Below are 17,486 nucleotides of genomic sequence, written 5' to 3'. Positions count from 1 at the left end.
TCACAGAGGTTGCAATGAACGCACTGGAAATAAGCGGCCTGAAAAAGACCTATCAGGGGGGCGTCGAAGCCCTGAAAGGCATTGATCTCACTGTCCAGCAGGGAGATTTCTTCGCCCTGCTCGGACCCAACGGCGCGGGCAAGTCCACCACCATAGGGGTCATCAGCTCGCTGGTGAACAAGACCCAGGGCAAGGTGAAGGTGTTCGGCTACGACATCGACACCGAACTGGAGCAGGCCAAGGCCCAGCTCGGCTTGGTGCCCCAGGAGTTCAATTTCAGCCAGTTCGAGAAGGTGATCCAGATTGTCACCCATCAGGCCGGTTTCTATGGCGTGCCCAAGGCCGAGGCCAAAATCCGCGCCGAGAAGTATCTGCGCCAGCTCGATCTGTGGGACAAGCGCGACATGCCGGCTCGCACCCTATCCGGTGGCATGAAGCGCCGCCTGATGATCGCCCGCGCCCTGATGCACGAACCCAAGCTGCTGATCCTGGACGAACCGACCGCCGGGGTGGATATCGAGATCCGCCGCTCCATGTGGACCTTCCTCAAGGAGCTCAACGCGCAGGGCGTCACCATCATACTCACCACCCACTACCTGGAAGAGGCGGAGATGCTGTGCCGCAACATCGGCATCATCGACAAGGGTCGCCTCATCGAACACACCAGCATGAAGAAGCTGCTGGCCAAGCTGGGACGCGAGACCTTCATGCTGGATCTGGCGCCGGGCTCCGCCGTGCCGAACCTGCCCGAGTTCAATGGCCGGATGCAGGACGAGCGCACCCTGGAAGTGGATCTGGACAAGAGCCAGTCCCTCAACAGCCTGTTCGATCAGCTGTCGAGCCAGCAAGTGCAGGTGCTGAGCATGCGCAACAAGGCCAACCGGCTGGAAGAGCTGTTCGTCAGCCTGGTCGAAGAGGGGAGAAAAGCATGAATCTGACCACCTATTACATCGCCTTCAAGAGCATTCTGGCCAAGGAGATCAGCCGCTTCACCCGGATCTGGATCCAGACCCTGGTGCCGCCCGCCATCACCATGAGCCTCTACTTCGTCATCTTCGGCAACCTCATAGGATCGCGCATCGGTGACATGGGGGGCTTTAGCTACATGGAGTTCATCGTGCCCGGCCTCATCATGATGTCGGTCATCACCAACTCCTACTCCAACGTCGCCTCCTCCTTCTTCAGCGCCAAGTTCCAACGCAACGTGGAGGAGCTGCTGGTGGCACCGGTGCCCAACTATGTCATCATCGCCGGCTACGTGGGCGGTGGCGTGGCGCGCGGCCTCTGCGTCGGCCTCATCGTCACCCTGGTGTCGCTGTTCTTCGTGCCGCTGCAGATCCATCACCTGTTCAGCGTCTGCATCACGGTACTGCTGACCTCGATCCTGTTTTCCCTCGGCGGACTCATCAACGCCGTGTTTGCCAAGACCTTCGACGACATCAGCATCATCCCCACCTTCGTGCTGACGCCGCTCACCTATCTGGGTGGAGTCTTCTACTCCATCACCCTGCTGCCCCCCTTCTGGCAGGGCGTCTCCCAGGTGAACCCCATCATCTACATGGTGAACGCGTTCCGTTACGGCTTCCTCGGCATCTCCGACGTGCCGCTCGGCACCGCCTATCTCATCATCATCGGCTTTATCGTGGCGCTCTACGGTCTGGCCTGGTGGCTCATCTCCCGCGGTACCGGGCTGCGCCACTGAGTGGCTGGCTCGCACCGTTCAAGGGGCGCCCACATGGGCGCCCTTTTTATTGCGATCACACCGGGCAATTGCTGCCCCGTCCGACAAAAACGGAAATTGGTCGCCCGGATACCGTCAAACTCATTGCGGCTCAATCGGGAATTGTTACAATTCCAGCCTCTCTATAAAGAGGTACCCTATGCCTGCCTATGTGCGCATGCTGGCCAACCTGGCCCTGGGGGGATTCTTCATCGCCTCGGCGGGTTTCAAGCTTGCGTCCCCTGCCCTGTTCGCCGAACAGATCGCGGCCTTCGGGTTGATCTGGTCGCCGCTCATTCTGCCCGCCGCCTGGGGCCTGATCGCCCTGGAGCTGTGCGCCGGGCTCGCGGTGATAGTCAATCGCCGCTGGGGACTCTGGCTGGTGATCGCCCTGCTTGCCCTGTTTATCCCCGTGCTGGGTTACGGCATCGCCATCGGGCTCGATATCTCTTGCGGCTGTCTTGGCAAGGCGGATCTCAGTTCGCTGCCGGAAGCCATCCTGCGGGATCTGCTGCTGCTGACGCTTGCGGGCGCCCTGTTGCGTACCTCCCGCCCCGTTTTTCCTGCTATCAAGGAGTAGTCACATGATGACATTGCGATCCCGTACCCTGCTGGCTTCCGTCATTGCCGCCAGCTTCACCCTCGCCGGCTGCGGCGACAACCAGTTCGAGCAGGAGGTCAAGCTGGAGCAAGCCGCGGTACAGCTCTCCCAGGAGACCCAGCAAGGGGGCTACCAGCTTCTGACCGTGGCCGAGCTGAAGACCCGGATGGATAAGGGTGAAGAGCTGGTGATCATCGATACCATGCCCTATGAAGACTCCTTCAAGAAGGAGCACATCCCGGGTGCCAAGAACTTCGTCTTCGTGAAGGAAGCCAAGTCCGGCGACGACTGGAGCGAAATCGTGGAAGGCAACGGCACTCCCGAACAGTTCCAGGCCCTGCTGGGTGAAGACAAGTCCCGCCCCGTGGTGATCTACTGCGGCTTCGTCAAATGTGGCCGCAGCCACAACGCCGCCGCCTGGGCGGTGACCCAGGGCTATCAGCAAGTCTACCGGGTACCCGGCGGTATCTTCGCCTGGAAAGGGGCCGGCTACCCCGTCTCCGCCGAATAAGCTCCTCGCCCCCGAATGAAAGAAGCCCGCAGTTGCGGGCTTCTTTATATATCCGGTTTGCTCAAGTCAGGGGATCAGGAGTTGACCGTGACGACACGGTTGTCGATGAGGCGAGCCTTGCCGAGATAGGCCGCCATCAGGATCACCATCTGGCGGCTCTGATCGGTGGCGGACTCCAGAGTGTCGGCATCGACGATATCGATGGCATCGGTGCGAAAACCGGCGTTGTCGAGTCGCTGGCTGGCCTGGGCCACCAGGGAGGGCAGATAGCTATCTCCCGCCTCGATCTGCTCGGCAATCCAGTTCATGGTGCGCGCCAGCTCGGGGGCGATGGCGCGCTCGGCGGCGGTCAGATAACCGTTGCGCGAAGAGAGCGCCAGCCCGTCTTCGGCTCGCACCGTGGGCACGCCGACGATCTCGATGGGCATCGCCATGTCGGCCACCATCTTGCGAATGAGCGCCAGCTGCTGGTAATCCTTCTGGCCGAAGCAGGCCACGTCCGGCTGTACCAGGTTGAACAGCTTGGTGACCACAGTGCTGACGCCGCGGAAGTGGCCCGGGCGCAGCGCACCTTCCAGTAGGGTGGAGAGACCCGGCACCTCGACGAAGGTCTGACTCGCCAGCCCCTGCGGGTACATGATCTCCGGGGTCGGCGTGAACACCATGTCGACACCGGCGGCCTCCAGGGCGGCGCAGTCCTGCTCCAGGGTGCGCGGGTAGTTGGCGAGATCCTCGGCCTTGTCGAACTGCATCGGGTTGACGAAGATGCTGACCACCACCTTCTCGGCGTGGCCGTGTGCCTCCTTCACCAGGGTCAGATGGCCCTGGTGCAGGTTGCCCATGGTGGGCACGAATGCAATGGCACGCCCTTCACGACGCCATTGGCTAATCTGTTCACGCAAAACGACGGGATTGTTAACGACCAACATCAGCAGTTCACCTTCCAAATCAAAAGAGAGAGACGAGTTACATCAGCCAAAGAGAGATGGCGAAACGGGGGCACAGGCCCCCGCTCATGGCAATACGATATCCGGTCAGTTGAAGCAGTGCTCCGGACCGGGAAAGCTCCCCTCGCTCACCTGCTGCACATAGAGACGGACGGCGGCACGCACATCCCCAGTCTCGGCCAGGAAGTTCTTGGTGAACTTGGGCACATAGCCGGAGGTGATGCCAAAGGCGTCGTGCATCACTAGGATCTGGCCGTCGGTAGCCGGGCCCGCACCGATGCCGATCACCGGAATACGCAGCGCCTTGGTGATGCGCTCGGCGAGCGCAGTGGGCACGCACTCAAGCACCAGCAGCTGGATGCCGGCCGCCTGCAACTCGAGGGCCTGACGGTAGATCTCCTGGGCCTGGAACTCGTCACGCCCCTGTACCTTGAAGCCACCAAATACATGGACGGATTGCGGGGTAAGACCCAGGTGGCCGCACACCGGCACCCCGTTGCGGGTCAGGTGGCGAATGGTGTCACACAACCAGTCACCCCCTTCCATCTTCACCATGCGGGCACCGGCTGCCATCAGGCGGGCGGCGTTCTGGTAGGTCTGCTCCGGGGTGGCATAGCTCATGAACGGCATGTCAGCCACCACCAGCGCCTGGCTGGCGCCACGGGCGACACAGCGGGTGTGATAGACCATCTCGTCCATGTTGACCGCCAGGGTATCCTGCCCCCCTTGCAGCACCATGCCCAGCGAATCACCGATGAGCAGGACGTGCGCCCCTTCGTCATCGAACAGCCTGGCGAAGGTGGCATCATAGGCGGTAATGGCGGTGAACTTCTGGCCATCCTGCTTCATCTTCAGCAGGCTGGCGGTGGTGATCTTGCTCATAAAGGCTCCTGTTCGTCTGCGCCGGAGGCAATGATGGCGAGACCATTGCGCGGGCAGCGGGCAACCAGTTGGGCGAGCGGGGTGCCGCAGGGCAGCACCAGAGCGGGTGCGATCTCGGCCAGAGGCAAGAGCACGAACTCCCGCTCCTGCATGCCGTAATGGGGAACGATGAGGCGCTCGTGATTGATCACCCGATCGCCGTAGAGCAGCAGATCGAGATCCAGGGTTCTTGGCCCCCACCGCTCATCTTTGCGCACACGTCCTTGTTCCAGCTCGATTTTTTGTAGTTGGTCCAGCAGTGCCAGGGGCGCCAGCCGGGTAGTGAGCCGGGCCACGGCATTGACATAGTCCGGCTGATCAGCCGGCCCCATGGGGCGGCTGCTGTAAAACGACGAGGCCTGCTGCAACTCAGTCTCCGGCAATGCCGCCAGAGCAGAGACGGCGCGGCGAGCCTGGCCGAGCGGGTCAGCCAGGTTGGAGCCGATGGCGACGAAGACCTCGCTCATCATGACCGTGGTCACTCGGCGGCGGCTTTCGGCTTGCGACGGCGGGGACGGCGGCGGTTGCGGCTGTTGCTGCTGCGTTTCTCACCATCACCGCCACGGGCTGCACCGCTCTGACCGCGCTCACCGCTTGCCGGGCGGCGGGTCGCTTCCCGCTGCAATTGCGGGCGCACGTCCGGATTGGAGGCCACATAGCGCTCCCACCAGCTGGAGAGCTCGCCGAGGCCCCGCTCGACCCGGTTGCGCAGCAACAGGAAGTCAAACGCCGCACGGAACTTGGGGTGCTCCATGGTGCGCTCGGGGTGGCGGCCCTGACGGCGGGTCAGTCGCTGCTGCAGCGCCCAGATGTCGCGCACGTCCGTGGTGAAACGACGGGGCACGGCGATGATCCGCACCTGGGTGTCCAGCACCTCGTTGACCGCCAGCATGAAGGCGTCATACCAGGGCAGGCCGCTCTCGTTCTCCAGCACCCGACCACGGGCCTCGACACAGCCCCACAGCAGGGTGGCATACAGGAAGGCGGGTGTAACCCGCTTCTCTTCACGCACCCGGGTATCGGTATCGATCAGCGCCTGCTCGATAAACTGCTCATAAGGGGAGTTGCCGTGCGGGGTAAAGAGCGCGGCCACCTGCGGGAACAGTTGCTGGAACAGGCCGTACTCGCGCAGCAGCTTGTAGGTCGCCAACGCATCGCCGGCCAGGAACAGCTTGAGGGTCTCCTCGAACAGACGCGCGGCCGGAATATCCTGCAGCAACGGCGCCAACTCCTTGATGGGGGCAGCGGTGCGCGGGCTGATGGTCATGTCCAGCTTGGCGGCAAAGCGCACGGCGCGCAGCATCCGCACCGGATCCTCGCGGTAGCGGGTCTCGGGATCGCCGATCAGTTCCAGCTTGCGCTCCGCCAGGTCTTCCAGCCCGCCCTCGAAATCGTGCAGGGTGAAATCCTTGACGCTGTAGTAGAGGGCGTTGACGGTGAAGTCGCGGCGCTCGGCATCTTCTTCGATGGTGCCGTAGACGTTGTCGCGCAGCAGCATGCCTTCATCAGACTGGGCCGACACATGTTTGCTGGTATTGACCTGATGGTGGTGACCCCGGAAGGTGGCCACTTCGATCACGTCACGACCAAAGACGATGTGGGCCAGGCGGAAGCGACGGCCAATCAGGCGGCAGTTGCTGAACAGTGCCTTGATCTGCTCCGGCGTCGCATTGGTGGCGATGTCGAAATCCTTTGGCGTCTTCCCGAGCAGCAGATCCCGGACTCCGCCGCCGACCAGGTAGGCGTCATAGCCTCCCTTGTTCAGGCGATAGAGCACCTTGAGTGCATTTTCGCTGATCTCTTTGCGCGAAATCGGGTGCTGATCACGGCTCAAGGTACGACGTTGACCGGCGACACGGGCCGGAATGGGGGACTCCACCGACTGCTCGCCGTCTTCCTTGCCGAGCACCTTGCGGCAAAAGTTTGCGATCTGGGAAAAAATGGTACACCTCTTCATGACTTCTAAATTGACGGGAGGCCAAAAAATAGCGGCCTATCATAGCTCAGCACTTATCAAATGAAAAACCGAATGGCCCGCTCAGCCAGTCTCCAGCGGGATCTTCTGGCAGGAGGGGACGCGTGCGAGCCGCCAGTTGGCCACGGCCCAGCGGATCATCTCCGCCACCGGACTCGCCATCAGCTCGGGCGGCGGGCACTGGCCGAGAAAATGCAGGGCCCGCCACAGGGCCGGACGCACCTCGTCTTGTGCCAGCGCCGGGGCATGGTTCTGCTTGGAGAGCTTGTTGCCATCCGCCAGCACCGCCAGTGGCAGATGCACCCAGTCGGGCACCCTGGCCCCCAGAGTCTGGTAGAGGGCAATCTGGCGCACCGTGGGCTCCAGCAGATCGGCACCGCGCACTATCTCGGTAATGCCGCAGTCCATGTCATCCACCACCACCGCCAGGTTGTAGGCATAAAGCCCATCCCGGCGCCGGACGATGAAATCCTCCTCCGCCAGAGCAGCAGGCACCTCTATGTGTCCCTGCAACCCATCCTCGAAGTGATAGACCGGGTGATGCTGGCGCAGGCGGGCGGCGAAGCCTTGCGCCCCCCCTGTCACCGAAAGGCCAAGCTCGCGGCAGTGGCCGTTGTAAAAACCGCCGCTGGCCATGATCTCGCGCCGGGTACAGCGGCACCAGTAGAGATCGCCGACCCGATAAAGCTGGTCGATGATCTCGTCATAGTGGGCATGGCGCCGGCTCTGGTACATCACTTCCCCATCCCACTCAAGGCCATACGCTTCAAGGGTCTGCAGGATAAGGTCGGCAGCTCCCGTCATCTCTCGCGGCGGATCTATGTCTTCGATGCGCACCAGCCAGCGCCCGCCCCGGGCCCTAGCCTGCAGAAAGCTGCCGAGGGCCGCAATCAGGGAGCCAAAATGGAGCGGCCCCGACGGAGAGGGGGCGAAGCGGCCGACATAGGGGCGCGTTTGGGATGACAAAGGGGCATTCACTGGCATGGCGATTCGGGTAAACAACTCATTGAGGCTGCATTCTGGATGGCGCCACCCAAAAGCTCAATAAAAAAGGGAGCCTGCAAGCTCCCTTTCATCGTTCAGACGGACACCATCAACCGGCCATCTGCTTTTCCTTGATCTCGGCCAGCGTCTTGCAGTCGACACAGAGGTCGGCGGTCGGACGGGCTTCCAGACGACGGATGCCGATCTCGATGCCGCAGTGCTCGCAGTAACCGAAATCATCGTCTTCAAGCAGCTGCAAGGTCTTCTCGATCTTCTTGATCAGCTTGCGTTCACGATCGCGAGTACGCAATTCGAGAGCGAACTCTTCCTCTTGCGCGGCACGATCCACGGGATCCGGGAAGTTGGCAGCCTCGTCCTTCATATGATCAACGGTGCGGTCAACTTCCTGCATCAGTTGGTTGCGCCAGGCACCCAGGATCTTGCGAAAATGCGCCTTCTGTTGGTCATTCATGTACTCCTCACCCGGTTTTTCCTGGTAAGGGGCGACACCCGCAATGGCCAGGGGGCCCAGAGATTTCCTGTTTTCGCCTGTTGGCATGCCCTGTCTCCTAATTCAGCACGCTACCCGTGCCATCCATAAATTGAGGGCGACATCTATAGCAGAAGGGTAACGGGTAAGCAAACGAGCCGTACCAATTATGTTACCCACTCCAATATTTATGAACTCCCCTCGGGTAGCAGGTGGCTGGCTTCAAACGGGATAAATCCTTGAGCCACCATGCCTTGCACCCCAACATGGGGCCGATAGCATAAAATTTCAACCCCTGCCGCAATTGACTGCTCAATTAGCAGACTATAGTGCGGATCTATATGGGCTGCAGGCCTCATTCTGGTTATTCCCGAGTGCAACACCATAAACAGCAGCACGGCCCTGTGCCCCGCCGCCTTCATGGCCATCAATTCACGCAAGTGCTTGGCGCCGCGGGCGGTCACCGCATCGGGGAAGTACCCCATGCCGGCCTCTTCCCGCTCGTCCAGCAGGGTCACTGACTTCACCTCGATGTAACAACTGGGCCTTTCATCATCTTCCAGCAACAGATCGATACGGCTGTTCTCCTCGCCATATTTCACCTCAGTGCGCAGGCGGGCATAGCCGGCCAGCGGCGCTATGGCCCCCTGCTCGATAAGCTCGCGGGCGATCTGGTTGGCGCGGGCCGTGTTGACGCAGATGAAGTGTCCCGCCGGGCTCTCGGCAATTTCCCAGCTGTGGGGCAACTTGCGCTTGGGGTTATCGGAAGTGGAGTACCAGACCCGGGTGCCCGGTTCGGCGCAGCCGGTCATGGCGCCGGTGTTGGCACAGTGGATGGTGATCTGCTCGCCGTTATCCAGCGCGACATCGGTGAGGAAACGCTTGTAGCGGGCGACCAGCTGGCCCGATTGCAGCGGTGGTTCAAATATCATGGGGTCATCCTCTCTCTTCTTCTTTAACCCGGGCGCGCAGCGGCCAGCAGGCGAGCGGCTCGTAACGCACGCCATCCGGGGTAGAAACCGACTGGTAGAGGCAGAAGCGATCGGCCTGCAGCACAAAATCCGGCGCCGGCAGGGTGGACGGCGCCTCGCTCGCTTTGCGCGACAGGGTGACATGGGGCCGATAACCCTGCTCGCCATTGCCAAGGCGCAGCTTCTCGCCGTGACGGCGCAGTGCCCGGGCCAGCACGTTGAGATCGTTGGGCCACTCTTTGGGGCCGATCCAGGCCGCCTTGGCCCGGCCAAACCAGCCGGTCTCGTTCAGGTGAATGGCAAGCGGCGGACAGTGCTGGCGATCCACGGCGGCGATGAGGCGACGGGTGGTCACCTCGTCCGCCTCCCCCAGAAACGCCAGGGTCAGGTGAAGGTTCTCCCCGGGAACCGGTTGGCCTGGCCAGGGCAGCCGGTCACGCCAGGCGATGAGTTCGGAAGCAAGTCCCTCGACGGGCAGGGCAAAGAAGAGTTTGGCCATTGCGCGGATAGATGCCTTTTTCTCGTTCATGGAGGGGCCATTCTATGGCAGCGGGGCGGCGCCTGTCTCGGCGTCCGGCCGAGCTATGTCCGTCCCGGCGACAGGCGCTCACGGTAGTGGCCGGGGTTGTGGCAGAATAGGCGCCGTTTTGAAGGTGCTACAGAAGGTTTTCATCGCTTTGTCCCAGCTTCCCATCGAGTCGGTGCTGCCCGCACTGTTTGCCGCCATCGACCAGCATGCCTCCGTGATCCTGCAGGCGCCCCCGGGCGCGGGCAAATCGACCCTGCTGCCGCTGGAGCTGGTACGCCAGCACCGGCTGCCAGGTCGCATCATCATGCTGGAACCCAGACGCCTTGCAGCGCGCAATATCGCCAGCTTTCTCGCCCGCCAGCTCGGCGAGAAGGTGGGCGAGCGCATCGGCCTGCGGGTGCGTGGCGAGAGCCGCACCAGTGCCGCCACCCGGCTCGAAATCGTGACCGAGGGGGTACTGACCCGGATGCTGCAGCAGGATCCCGAGCTCAGTGGCGTCTCCCTGGTCATCTTCGACGAGTTTCACGAGCGCAGCCTCCATGCCGATACCGCCCTGGCCTTTGCCATCGAGAGCCAGCAGGGGTTGCGCGGCGATCTCAAGCTGCTGGTGATGTCCGCCACCCTGGATGGCATGGCCCTCGAGACCCTGCTGCCGGATGCCCCCGTCGTTCGTTCCGAGGGGCGCGGCTTTCCCATCGACTACCACTACCGCCCCGCCAATCGCCAGCAGTGGCTGGAACCCCAGGTGGGCGCCGTGGTGCTGGAGGCACTGGCGGCTCACGATGGCAGCCTGCTGGTGTTCCTGCCCGGGCAGGGTGAAATCGAGCGACTGGCGCAATGGCTGGCCGAACGCCTGCCGGAAGAGGTGCTGCTCGCCCCCCTCTACGGTCGCCTCGACATGGCGACGCAGCAGGCGGCCATCGCACCGGCACCGGCGGGTCGCCGCAAGCTGGTGCTCACCACCAACGTGGCGGAGACCTCCCTCACCATCGAGGGGATCTCGGTGGTCATCGACAGCGGGCTGGAGCGACGGGCCTCGTTCGATCTGAAAAGCGGCATCACCCGGCTGGAGACCCGGCCGATCGCCAGATCCTCCGCCACCCAGCGGGCCGGCCGGGCCGGGCGTCTTGGCCCGGGCGTCTGCTACCGGCTCTGGAGCAGCGAGGTGCAGGAGCGGCTCGCCGAACAGAGTCCGCCCGACATCCTCACCCAGGAGCTGACCGGTCTGTTGTTGGATGCCGCCCAGTGGGGCGCCAAGGTTGACGATCTGCCGCTGCTGGACAAGCCCCCGGCCGCCGCCGTGGCCAGCGCCCAGCGGCTGCTGGTATCCCTCGGCGCCATGAAGGCGGAAGGCGAGCAGCAACTCACCCCGGCCGGCCGCGCCATGGCTGCATTCGGTACGCACCCGCGCCTCGCCCGCATGTTGCTGCGGGCCCGCGAGCTGGAGCGCGAGGGTCTGACAGGGATTGTCGCCGATGCCGCTTTCCTGGTGGCGCTGCTGGAAGAGGATCTGCGAGGATCGGAGCGCCTCTCCGTGCTGTTCCATCGCCGTCAGGGGGCCCTGCGACAAGGCGCTGCTCGCTGGTTCGAGCGGCTTGGCGCGAGGCCCTCACAGGCGCAAGGCCAGTGGTTGGGGCTGCTCTGCGCCCTCGCCTGGCCGGATCGCATCGGCAAGCTGCGCAGCGCCAGTCGTTATCAACTCAGTGGTGGGGTGAGCTGCGATCTGGTAGAAGGTCATCCATGCCAGGGGCAAGGGGCACTCATCGCCATCGAGATGGGGCAGAACGAGCGCGGCAGCCGCATTTTCATCGCCGAACCCGTCGAGCTGGAGGAGTTGGTGCGCCAGTTGCCGGAACTGGTGAGCGAGCGCCAGTGGTTTGACTGGGACGAGCGGGAAGAGCGGGTGCGGGCCGAACGCCAGCAGGTGATCGGCGAACTGGTGCTTAGCCAGCGGCCGCTCACCGAGCTCTCCGATGAGCAGAAGGGGCGCTGCCTGCTGCAGGGGATCCGGCGCAAGGGGCTGCACGTGCTGCCCTGGGACGAGGGGAGCGAAGGGCTGCTGGCTCGTCTGCGCTGCGCCCGCGACTGGCTGCCGGATGAAGCCTGGCCCGCCATGGACGAGGAGAGTCTGCTGGCGACCCTTGAGCAGTGGCTGCTGCCGGCGGTAAGCGGCATGACCCGGCTGGAGCAGCTCAAAAAGCTCAACCTGACCGAGATCCTGCGCCAGTCCCTGCCCTGGCCGCTGCCCAGACGGCTGGACGAGGCGCTGCCAAGCCACTTCAGGGCGCCGACCGGCAGCCGGGTGCGGATCCGCTATCAACCGGGTCAGGCCCCAGTGATCCCGGTGCGCATTCAGGAGATGTTCGGTCAAGCGGCCACCCCCTGCGTGGCCGATGGCCGGGTGCCCCTGGTGGTGGAGCTGCTCTCCCCCGCCCAGCGACCGCTGCAGATCACCGCCGATCTCGCCGCCTTCTGGGCCGGCTCCTACGAGCAGGTGAAAAAAGAGATGAAGGGACGCTACCCCCGCCACTACTGGCCGGACAATCCGCTGGAAGCGATGCCGACCAGGGTCACCAAGAAAAAGATGGGGCTGCAGGAGTAGCCCGCGAATGTCGGCCTGATGACAGGCCACGCGCCGGGGCAGTCAGTGTTACCCCGGCGAGCAGGATCAGTTCATGGCAGGGAGCATGCCCGCTTGGCCACAGAGGCCGGCGAGGCATGACCCCGCAATGGCGACATAACAAGTAAAAGAGGATTCATGGCAACCCAACGACGCAAACGCACGCCCAAGAAGGCGGCGGCTCCCAAGCGCACCATCTGGCGCAAGCTGTTCTGGCTTGGCTTCAAGCTCTCCCTGGTGGGGGCCGCCTTTATGGTGGTCTTCGGTATCTATCTCGATACCAAGGTGCGCGAGCGGTTTGACGGCGAGAAGTGGCAGCTGCCGGTAATGGTCTACAGCCGACCGCTGGAGCTCTACCCGGGGCAGCGCCTGTCGCGGGATCAGATGGTGCGCGAGCTCAACATGCTGAGCTACAAGCGGGTGCGTCAGCCCCATACCCCGGGCGAGTACACCATCAACGGCAATCGCATCGAGCTGGTGCGTCGCCCGTTCGAGTTTTATGACGGCGCCGACGGCGCCCGCGGCCTGCGCCTCTCCTTCAACGGCCCCCGTCTGGAGCAGATCCAGTCGCTGGAGAACCAGCGCCAGCTCGGCTACGCCCAGATGGACCCGGTGCTGCTCGATCGCCTCAACACCGAGGATCGGGAGGATCGCCTGCTGGTACGCCTCTCCGAGGTGCCTGACAGTCTGCTGGTGACCCTGCTCACCACGGAAGATCGAGAGTTCTACCAGCATGGCGGCGTCTCGCCGGTGGCCATCATGCGCGCCATGTTTGCCAACCTGGTCGCGGGTCGCACCGTGCAGGGGGGCAGTACCCTGACCCAGCAGCTGGCCAAGAACTTCTTCCTGACCCGCGAGCGCAGCCTGTGGCGCAAGCTGCAGGAAGCCTACATGGCAGTGCTGATCGACTATCGCTACAGCAAGGACGAGATCCTGGAGTCCTACCTCAACGAGGTCTATCTGGGGCAGAACTTCTCGCAAGGGGTCTACGGCTTCGGGCTCGCCTCCTACTTCTACTTCGGCATTCCGGTCAACGAGCTGGATATCGATCAGGTCGCCCTGCTGGTGGGCCTGGTGAAGGGCCCCTCCTATTACGATCCCTGGCGTTTCCCGGAGCGGGCCAAGGCGCGCCGCGACCTGGTGCTGAAGCTGCTGATGGATCACGGCAGCCTGACCCAGGCCGAGTATGAACTGGCCAGCAAGCAGCCCCTTGGTATCATCGCCCGGGGCCAGATGAGCTATGGCCGCACCCCGGCCTTCATGGGCCTGCTCAAGCGGGAGATCCAGAGCCGCTTCGGCTCAGATCTGCTCAAGCAGTCCGGCCTCAAGATCTTCACCAGTCTGGATCCCATCGCCCAGCACGCCGCCGAGCGGGCGGTCGAATCGGGCCTGGCCCAGATCGAGAAACAGCGGGGCAAGAAGAAGCTGGAGGCGGCCATGGTGGTCTCCGACTGGCATAAAGGCGAGGTAGTCGCACTGGTGGGTGGCCGGGATCCCCGCTACGCCGGCTTCAACCGGGCGCTGGATGCCCGCCGTCAGATAGGCTCTCTGGTCAAGCCGGCGGTCTACCTGACCGGTCTCTCCAACGGACTGACCCTGGCGACCCCGCTCAAGGATCAGCCGATCCGCATTCGCGGCCAGGATGGCCAGCTGTGGACACCGCAGAACTACGATCGCAAGTTCCGCCAAAGCGTGCCGCTGATGGATGCGCTGGCCAGCTCCCTCAACGTGCCGACCGTCAATCTCGGTCTGCAGGTGGGACTGGAGAAAGTGGTGGATACCCTGCACAAGATGGGAGTCGAGCAGGAGATCCAGCCCTATCCGTCCCTGGTGCTGGGGGCAGTCGCCCTGTCACCGCTGGAGGTGAACCAGATGTACCTGCCCATCGCCAACCGCGGGCTGACCCAGCCGCTGTCGGCCATCCGCGCCGTGGTGAAGGGGGATGGCACCCTGATTTATCGCCATGACGAGGGGGCCAAGCAGGTGACGGATCCCCAGGCAAGCTGGCTGACCCTGTTTGCCATGACCAAGACGGTGAGCCAGGGTACGGCACGGGCCCTCAGCGCCCGGTTCCCCGGTGCCACCATGGCGGGCAAGACAGGTACCACCAACGAGCTGCGCGACTCCTGGTTTGCCGGGCTGGACAACAACGAGCTGGTGAGCGTCTGGGTCGGTCGCGACGACAACACTCCGGCGGGACTGACCGGCTCCAGCGGTGCCCTGCAGCTGTTCAGTGGCTATATGAGCCAGCGCGGCGTCAACAGCCTGGGGCTGAAGACGCCGGAAGGGGTAAGCTGGGCCAACTTCTCCCGTGCCAGCGGCGCCCATGTTGCCAGTAACTGCCCGGGCATCCTGCAGGTGCCGGCCAAAACCGCCACTCTGGGCACCCCGATCAGCTGCGCCAGCAGCCCCTCACCGCGCAGCACGCTGGACGAGTGGTTCGGTGGTTTCTTCAACTAACAGGACGAGACGGGCAGCGCAGGCTGCCCGTTGATTATTTATTCCCGCAGACAAGGAGTCACCATGACCTTGCCACTGTTTGAGGCCATCCACCATGTGGCCATCATCGCCAGCGATTACGAGCGCTCGCGCCACTTTTATCACCAGGTGCTGGGGCTGCCCATCATCTGCGAAACCCTGCGCGAAGCCCGCCAATCCTGGAAGCTGGATCTGGCCCTGCCGGATGGCAGCCAGCTGGAGCTGTTCAGTTTCCCGAATCCCCCCGCCCGCCCTTCTCAACCTGAAGCCTGCGGCCTGCGCCATCTCGCTTTTCGAGTCGGCGATATCGATCGGGTCATTGCCCATCTGCAACGCCACGGCCTCGAGGTGGAGGCAGTGCGGGTAGACGAGCTGACCGGCAAGCGCTTTACCTTCTTCGCCGATCCCGATGGGTTGCCGCTGGAGCTTTACGAGTCAGTTTGCTGAGTGCCGGAGGTGGTCGCAACCTCTGCAAACCCACGGCAGGCGAGGAAAAACTCGCCACTTTGTTGTATCAAGGGGGTATCAAAGCCGCACGGCGAACGAGTACATCAATGGCATGCGGCCAATGACCGTTGAAAGATGGTCATTTAACATCACATCGCTATAATATCCGCCTGCAAACCTGATACTAACAATCAAGGAATTATCATGAGCCTGAACCTGGTACCGGCTGGCAAGAGCCTGCCCGACGATATCTACGTCATCATCGAAATCCCGCAGAATGCCGACCCGATCAAATACGAAGTCGACAAGGACAGCGGCGCAATTTTCGTGGATCGCTTCATGTCTACCCCCATGTTCTATCCGTGCAACTACGGCTATGTGAACGCGACCCTCTCCCTGGATGGTGACCCCGTCGACGTACTGGTTCCGACCCCCTACCCGCTGCTGGCCGGCTCCGTCATCCGCTGCCGCCCGGTTGGTGTACTGAAGATGACCGACGAATCTGGCGAAGATGCCAAGATCGTTGCCGTGCCGCACTCCAAGCTGACCAAGCAGTACGACCACATCCAGGATGTGAACGATCTGCCGGAGCTGCTGCGCGCCCAGATCCAGCACTTCTTCGAGCGCTACAAAGAGCTGGAAGCAGGCAAGTGGGTCAAGGTAGAAGGCTGGGGCGACAAGGCCGAAGCCGAAGCCGAGATCAAAACCTCTGCCGAACGTTACGCTGCCAAGTAAGCGTACCGGTCGATAAAAAGGCGCCTTATGGCGCCTTTTTTATGGATGGTGACGATGGCTGGCCGGACATTTCTCCGCCAGGATTCCCCTGAATATATATTTCCCGTCCATCTTGCTGGTAGGAGCGATAGTAGTTTCCCCCGCAGCGATACCCTCCTCCCTGCTGACTCATCAGCTCGCAATTGACCGGCAATACTTCCAGCCACTTGATGGCCTGCTGGAAGCGTAACCACTCCTGCCACTCATGCTCGCGCGCCAGCTGATCCCGCAGGGCAAAGGCATCTATTTTCTCTCCACCCTTGCTGACAATCACCGGCCCGGCCAGCGCCGGCAGGCTCAGCAAGCCCAATAGCCATACCATCAAAAGCTTCATATCCCCTCCAGAGCGACTTAATTTCACAATTAAATTTAAAGGCGCATCAATCTGTTATCCCGATCACAAAACGAAACATCCTCAAACCGCCGCCGGCTCACCTAGTTGTTAATTATCGTTCCCGGCAGGAAGCATCACCATGAAGCCGCTACCCGGTCTGCTGTTAAGCCTGAGCCTCTGCACCTGCGCCATCGAGGCCAGCGAGATCAACCTGAGCTGGCAGTGGCAATCGAGCGATGGCCAATTCAAACACTTCCAGCTGACCACCGACGATCGGGTGATGGCCGCCAGTCGCCACGATATGAACCTGCTCGACGCCTCCCTCACCAACCCGCTGGAGACCCTCTACGCCTACATAAGCCCGCGCCTCTACAACAGCATCAACCTGATCAACCAGAACAGTCCGGAGACCGCCACCAAGTTTCGCAATCTGGAACAGGCCTTCACGGTCCACGACGACAGCGTGGAGTCGCTGCTGTTCTGGCAAGCCTACCAGCAGTATCAGGACGATGCGTTCTACCAGATGCGGGTGATCCCTTGCGTACATCCGGCCAACCGCAAGCTCCCGTGTGTGCGCCCCGATTACTCCCAGCTCTTTTATCACTTCAAGAGCGATCTCAAGCCGCTGGCACGGCAGTTCGCCGCCAAGGATCTGGCTACCAGCATCAATCTGCTGCAGGAGTGGCTCAACGCCATCCCGACCCGGCCGGAACAGATGGATCACTTCGCACCGCCGCTGCAGGCCCTGCAGGAGAACAAGGCGGACAGCGACGAGAAGGCGCTGCTGATGGCGAGCCTCTTGGCCGAACTGGCACCGCAATACGTGCTCAGCATCATCTACCCGAATATCAGCATCGGCAGTGTCTCCCCCGCCTGGCTGGCCATCACGGCGGACAGCGGCGTGCTCGGCGATATTGTGGTGATCAACAACCAACGCCACGTCTTGCTGACCGGCTCCCCCCTGCTGGCTCAGCAGATGACCATGGCCAGGATCCCCCTCATCAGCGAGTCCCTCTACTGACACTGACACCTCAGACCAGCCGCCAATTCATTGATTTTTATTGCTGCCATGCCATTCTTGCCGCCCTTGCCAGCCAGTCTCCTGACTGGCGGGGCGTCTGGCTATCCATGTCACGATCTGATTTAACACTTTTTAAACAGATCCGATCAGTTTAGGATGAAAC

Annotated in this window: 18 protein-coding genes; 9 read left to right on the top strand and 9 right to left on the bottom strand. The window is 62.4% G+C overall.

All coding sequences use genetic code 11. The features are described 5' to 3' along the window. Positions 1–14 precede the first annotated feature (14 nt). The 4 genes from ACB028_RS10925 (at position 15) to ACB028_RS10910 (ending at position 2,832) form a co-directional block, all read left to right on the top strand. Positions 15–932, top strand: coding sequence for an ABC transporter ATP-binding protein (locus ACB028_RS10925; RefSeq protein ID WP_201941611.1), 918 nt, complete (start codon positions 15–17; stop codon positions 930–932). Beyond that, a complete protein-coding gene (locus ACB028_RS10920; protein ID WP_026457884.1) occupies positions 929–1,702 on the top strand; it encodes an ABC transporter permease in 774 nt (257 codons plus the stop codon). The genes ACB028_RS10925 and ACB028_RS10920 overlap by 4 nt, the downstream gene beginning before the upstream one ends. A 178-nt stretch (positions 1,703–1,880) precedes the next feature. Beyond that, complete coding sequence (locus ACB028_RS10915; RefSeq protein ID WP_216993740.1) at positions 1,881–2,300, top strand: MauE/DoxX family redox-associated membrane protein; 420 nt, start codon at positions 1,881–1,883, stop codon at positions 2,298–2,300. A gap of 4 nt (positions 2,301–2,304) precedes the next feature. Then, the gene (locus ACB028_RS10910) at positions 2,305–2,832 is read left to right on the top strand and encodes a rhodanese-like domain-containing protein (protein ID WP_371144269.1); all 528 of its coding nucleotides are present in this window, start codon (positions 2,305–2,307) and stop codon (positions 2,830–2,832) included. Positions 2,833–2,906: 74 nt separating this feature from the next. Here the strand turns inward: ACB028_RS10910 and panC are convergent, their stop codons facing one another. From panC to thpR, 8 genes are all read right to left on the bottom strand, one after another. Then, entirely contained in the window at positions 2,907–3,761 is an 855-nt protein-coding gene (panC, locus tag ACB028_RS10905) for a pantoate--beta-alanine ligase (protein WP_371144268.1), read from the bottom strand. A gap of 105 nt (positions 3,762–3,866) precedes the next feature. Continuing rightward, positions 3,867–4,661 (bottom strand): 3-methyl-2-oxobutanoate hydroxymethyltransferase, encoded by a 795-nt coding sequence (gene panB, locus ACB028_RS10900; protein WP_201941615.1) that lies wholly within the window; start codon positions 4,659–4,661, stop codon positions 3,867–3,869. Beyond that, positions 4,658–5,167: a 2-amino-4-hydroxy-6-hydroxymethyldihydropteridine diphosphokinase gene (folK, locus tag ACB028_RS10895; RefSeq protein ID WP_026458410.1), complete on the bottom strand. Its 510-nt coding sequence runs from the start codon at positions 5,165–5,167 to the stop codon at positions 4,658–4,660. Before folK ends, panB begins: the two co-directional genes overlap by 4 nt. 11 nt (positions 5,168–5,178) lie before the next feature. Then, the gene (pcnB, locus tag ACB028_RS10890; RefSeq protein WP_338611197.1) at positions 5,179–6,657 is read right to left on the bottom strand and encodes a polynucleotide adenylyltransferase PcnB; all 1,479 of its coding nucleotides are present in this window, start codon (positions 6,655–6,657) and stop codon (positions 5,179–5,181) included. Positions 6,658–6,738: 81 nt separating this feature from the next. Then, positions 6,739–7,659, bottom strand: a complete 921-nt coding sequence (gene gluQRS, locus ACB028_RS10885) for a tRNA glutamyl-Q(34) synthetase GluQRS (protein ID WP_371144267.1) — start codon at positions 7,657–7,659, stop codon at positions 6,739–6,741. A 109-nt stretch (positions 7,660–7,768) separates the two neighbouring features. Next, positions 7,769–8,218 (bottom strand): RNA polymerase-binding protein DksA, encoded by a 450-nt coding sequence (dksA, locus tag ACB028_RS10880; RefSeq protein ID WP_005335644.1) that lies wholly within the window; start codon positions 8,216–8,218, stop codon positions 7,769–7,771. Between the two features lie 119 nt (positions 8,219–8,337). Beyond that, on the bottom strand, positions 8,338–9,081 hold the full coding sequence (sfsA, locus tag ACB028_RS10875) for a DNA/RNA nuclease SfsA (protein WP_042026939.1): 744 nt from the start codon (positions 9,079–9,081) through the stop codon (positions 8,338–8,340). Positions 9,082–9,085: 4 nt separating this feature from the next. Beyond that, positions 9,086–9,619, bottom strand: coding sequence for an RNA 2',3'-cyclic phosphodiesterase (thpR, locus tag ACB028_RS10870; RefSeq protein WP_216994135.1), 534 nt, complete (start codon positions 9,617–9,619; stop codon positions 9,086–9,088). Between the two features lie 178 nt (positions 9,620–9,797). On the opposite strand from thpR, the gene hrpB reads away from it, so the two are divergent. The 4 genes from hrpB to ppa all read left to right on the top strand — a co-directional run bounded on the left by hrpB (position 9,798) and on the right by ppa (position 15,929). Continuing rightward, complete coding sequence (hrpB, locus tag ACB028_RS10865; protein ID WP_371144266.1) at positions 9,798–12,251, top strand: ATP-dependent helicase HrpB; 2,454 nt, start codon at positions 9,798–9,800, stop codon at positions 12,249–12,251. Positions 12,252–12,407: 156 nt separating this feature from the next. Further along, a complete protein-coding gene (gene mrcB, locus ACB028_RS10860; RefSeq protein ID WP_026456953.1) occupies positions 12,408–14,729 on the top strand; it encodes a penicillin-binding protein 1B in 2,322 nt (773 codons plus the stop codon). Between the two features lie 63 nt (positions 14,730–14,792). Then, the gene (locus ACB028_RS10855; protein ID WP_042026944.1) at positions 14,793–15,194 is read left to right on the top strand and encodes a VOC family protein; all 402 of its coding nucleotides are present in this window, start codon (positions 14,793–14,795) and stop codon (positions 15,192–15,194) included. 204 nt (positions 15,195–15,398) lie between these two features. Beyond that, complete coding sequence (gene ppa, locus ACB028_RS10850) at positions 15,399–15,929, top strand: inorganic diphosphatase (RefSeq protein ID WP_042071210.1); 531 nt, start codon at positions 15,399–15,401, stop codon at positions 15,927–15,929. 25 nt (positions 15,930–15,954) lie between these two features. Here ppa and ACB028_RS10845 read toward each other — a convergent pair whose 3' ends face one another. Continuing rightward, positions 15,955–16,302, bottom strand: a complete 348-nt coding sequence (locus ACB028_RS10845; RefSeq protein ID WP_371144265.1) for a hypothetical protein — start codon at positions 16,300–16,302, stop codon at positions 15,955–15,957. Between the two features lie 139 nt (positions 16,303–16,441). On the opposite strand from ACB028_RS10845, the gene ACB028_RS10840 reads away from it, so the two are divergent. Continuing rightward, positions 16,442–17,323: a hypothetical protein gene (locus tag ACB028_RS10840; protein ID WP_371144264.1), complete on the top strand. Its 882-nt coding sequence runs from the start codon at positions 16,442–16,444 to the stop codon at positions 17,321–17,323. Positions 17,324–17,486 lie beyond the last annotated feature (163 nt).

This window comes from Aeromonas sp. S9(2024) (assembly GCF_041403185.1).
Taxonomy (GTDB): domain Bacteria; phylum Pseudomonadota; class Gammaproteobacteria; order Enterobacterales; family Aeromonadaceae; genus Aeromonas; species Aeromonas enteropelogenes.
Note: the sequence above shows the minus strand (reverse complement) of the source record. Positions and strands in the feature narration are given on the sequence as shown.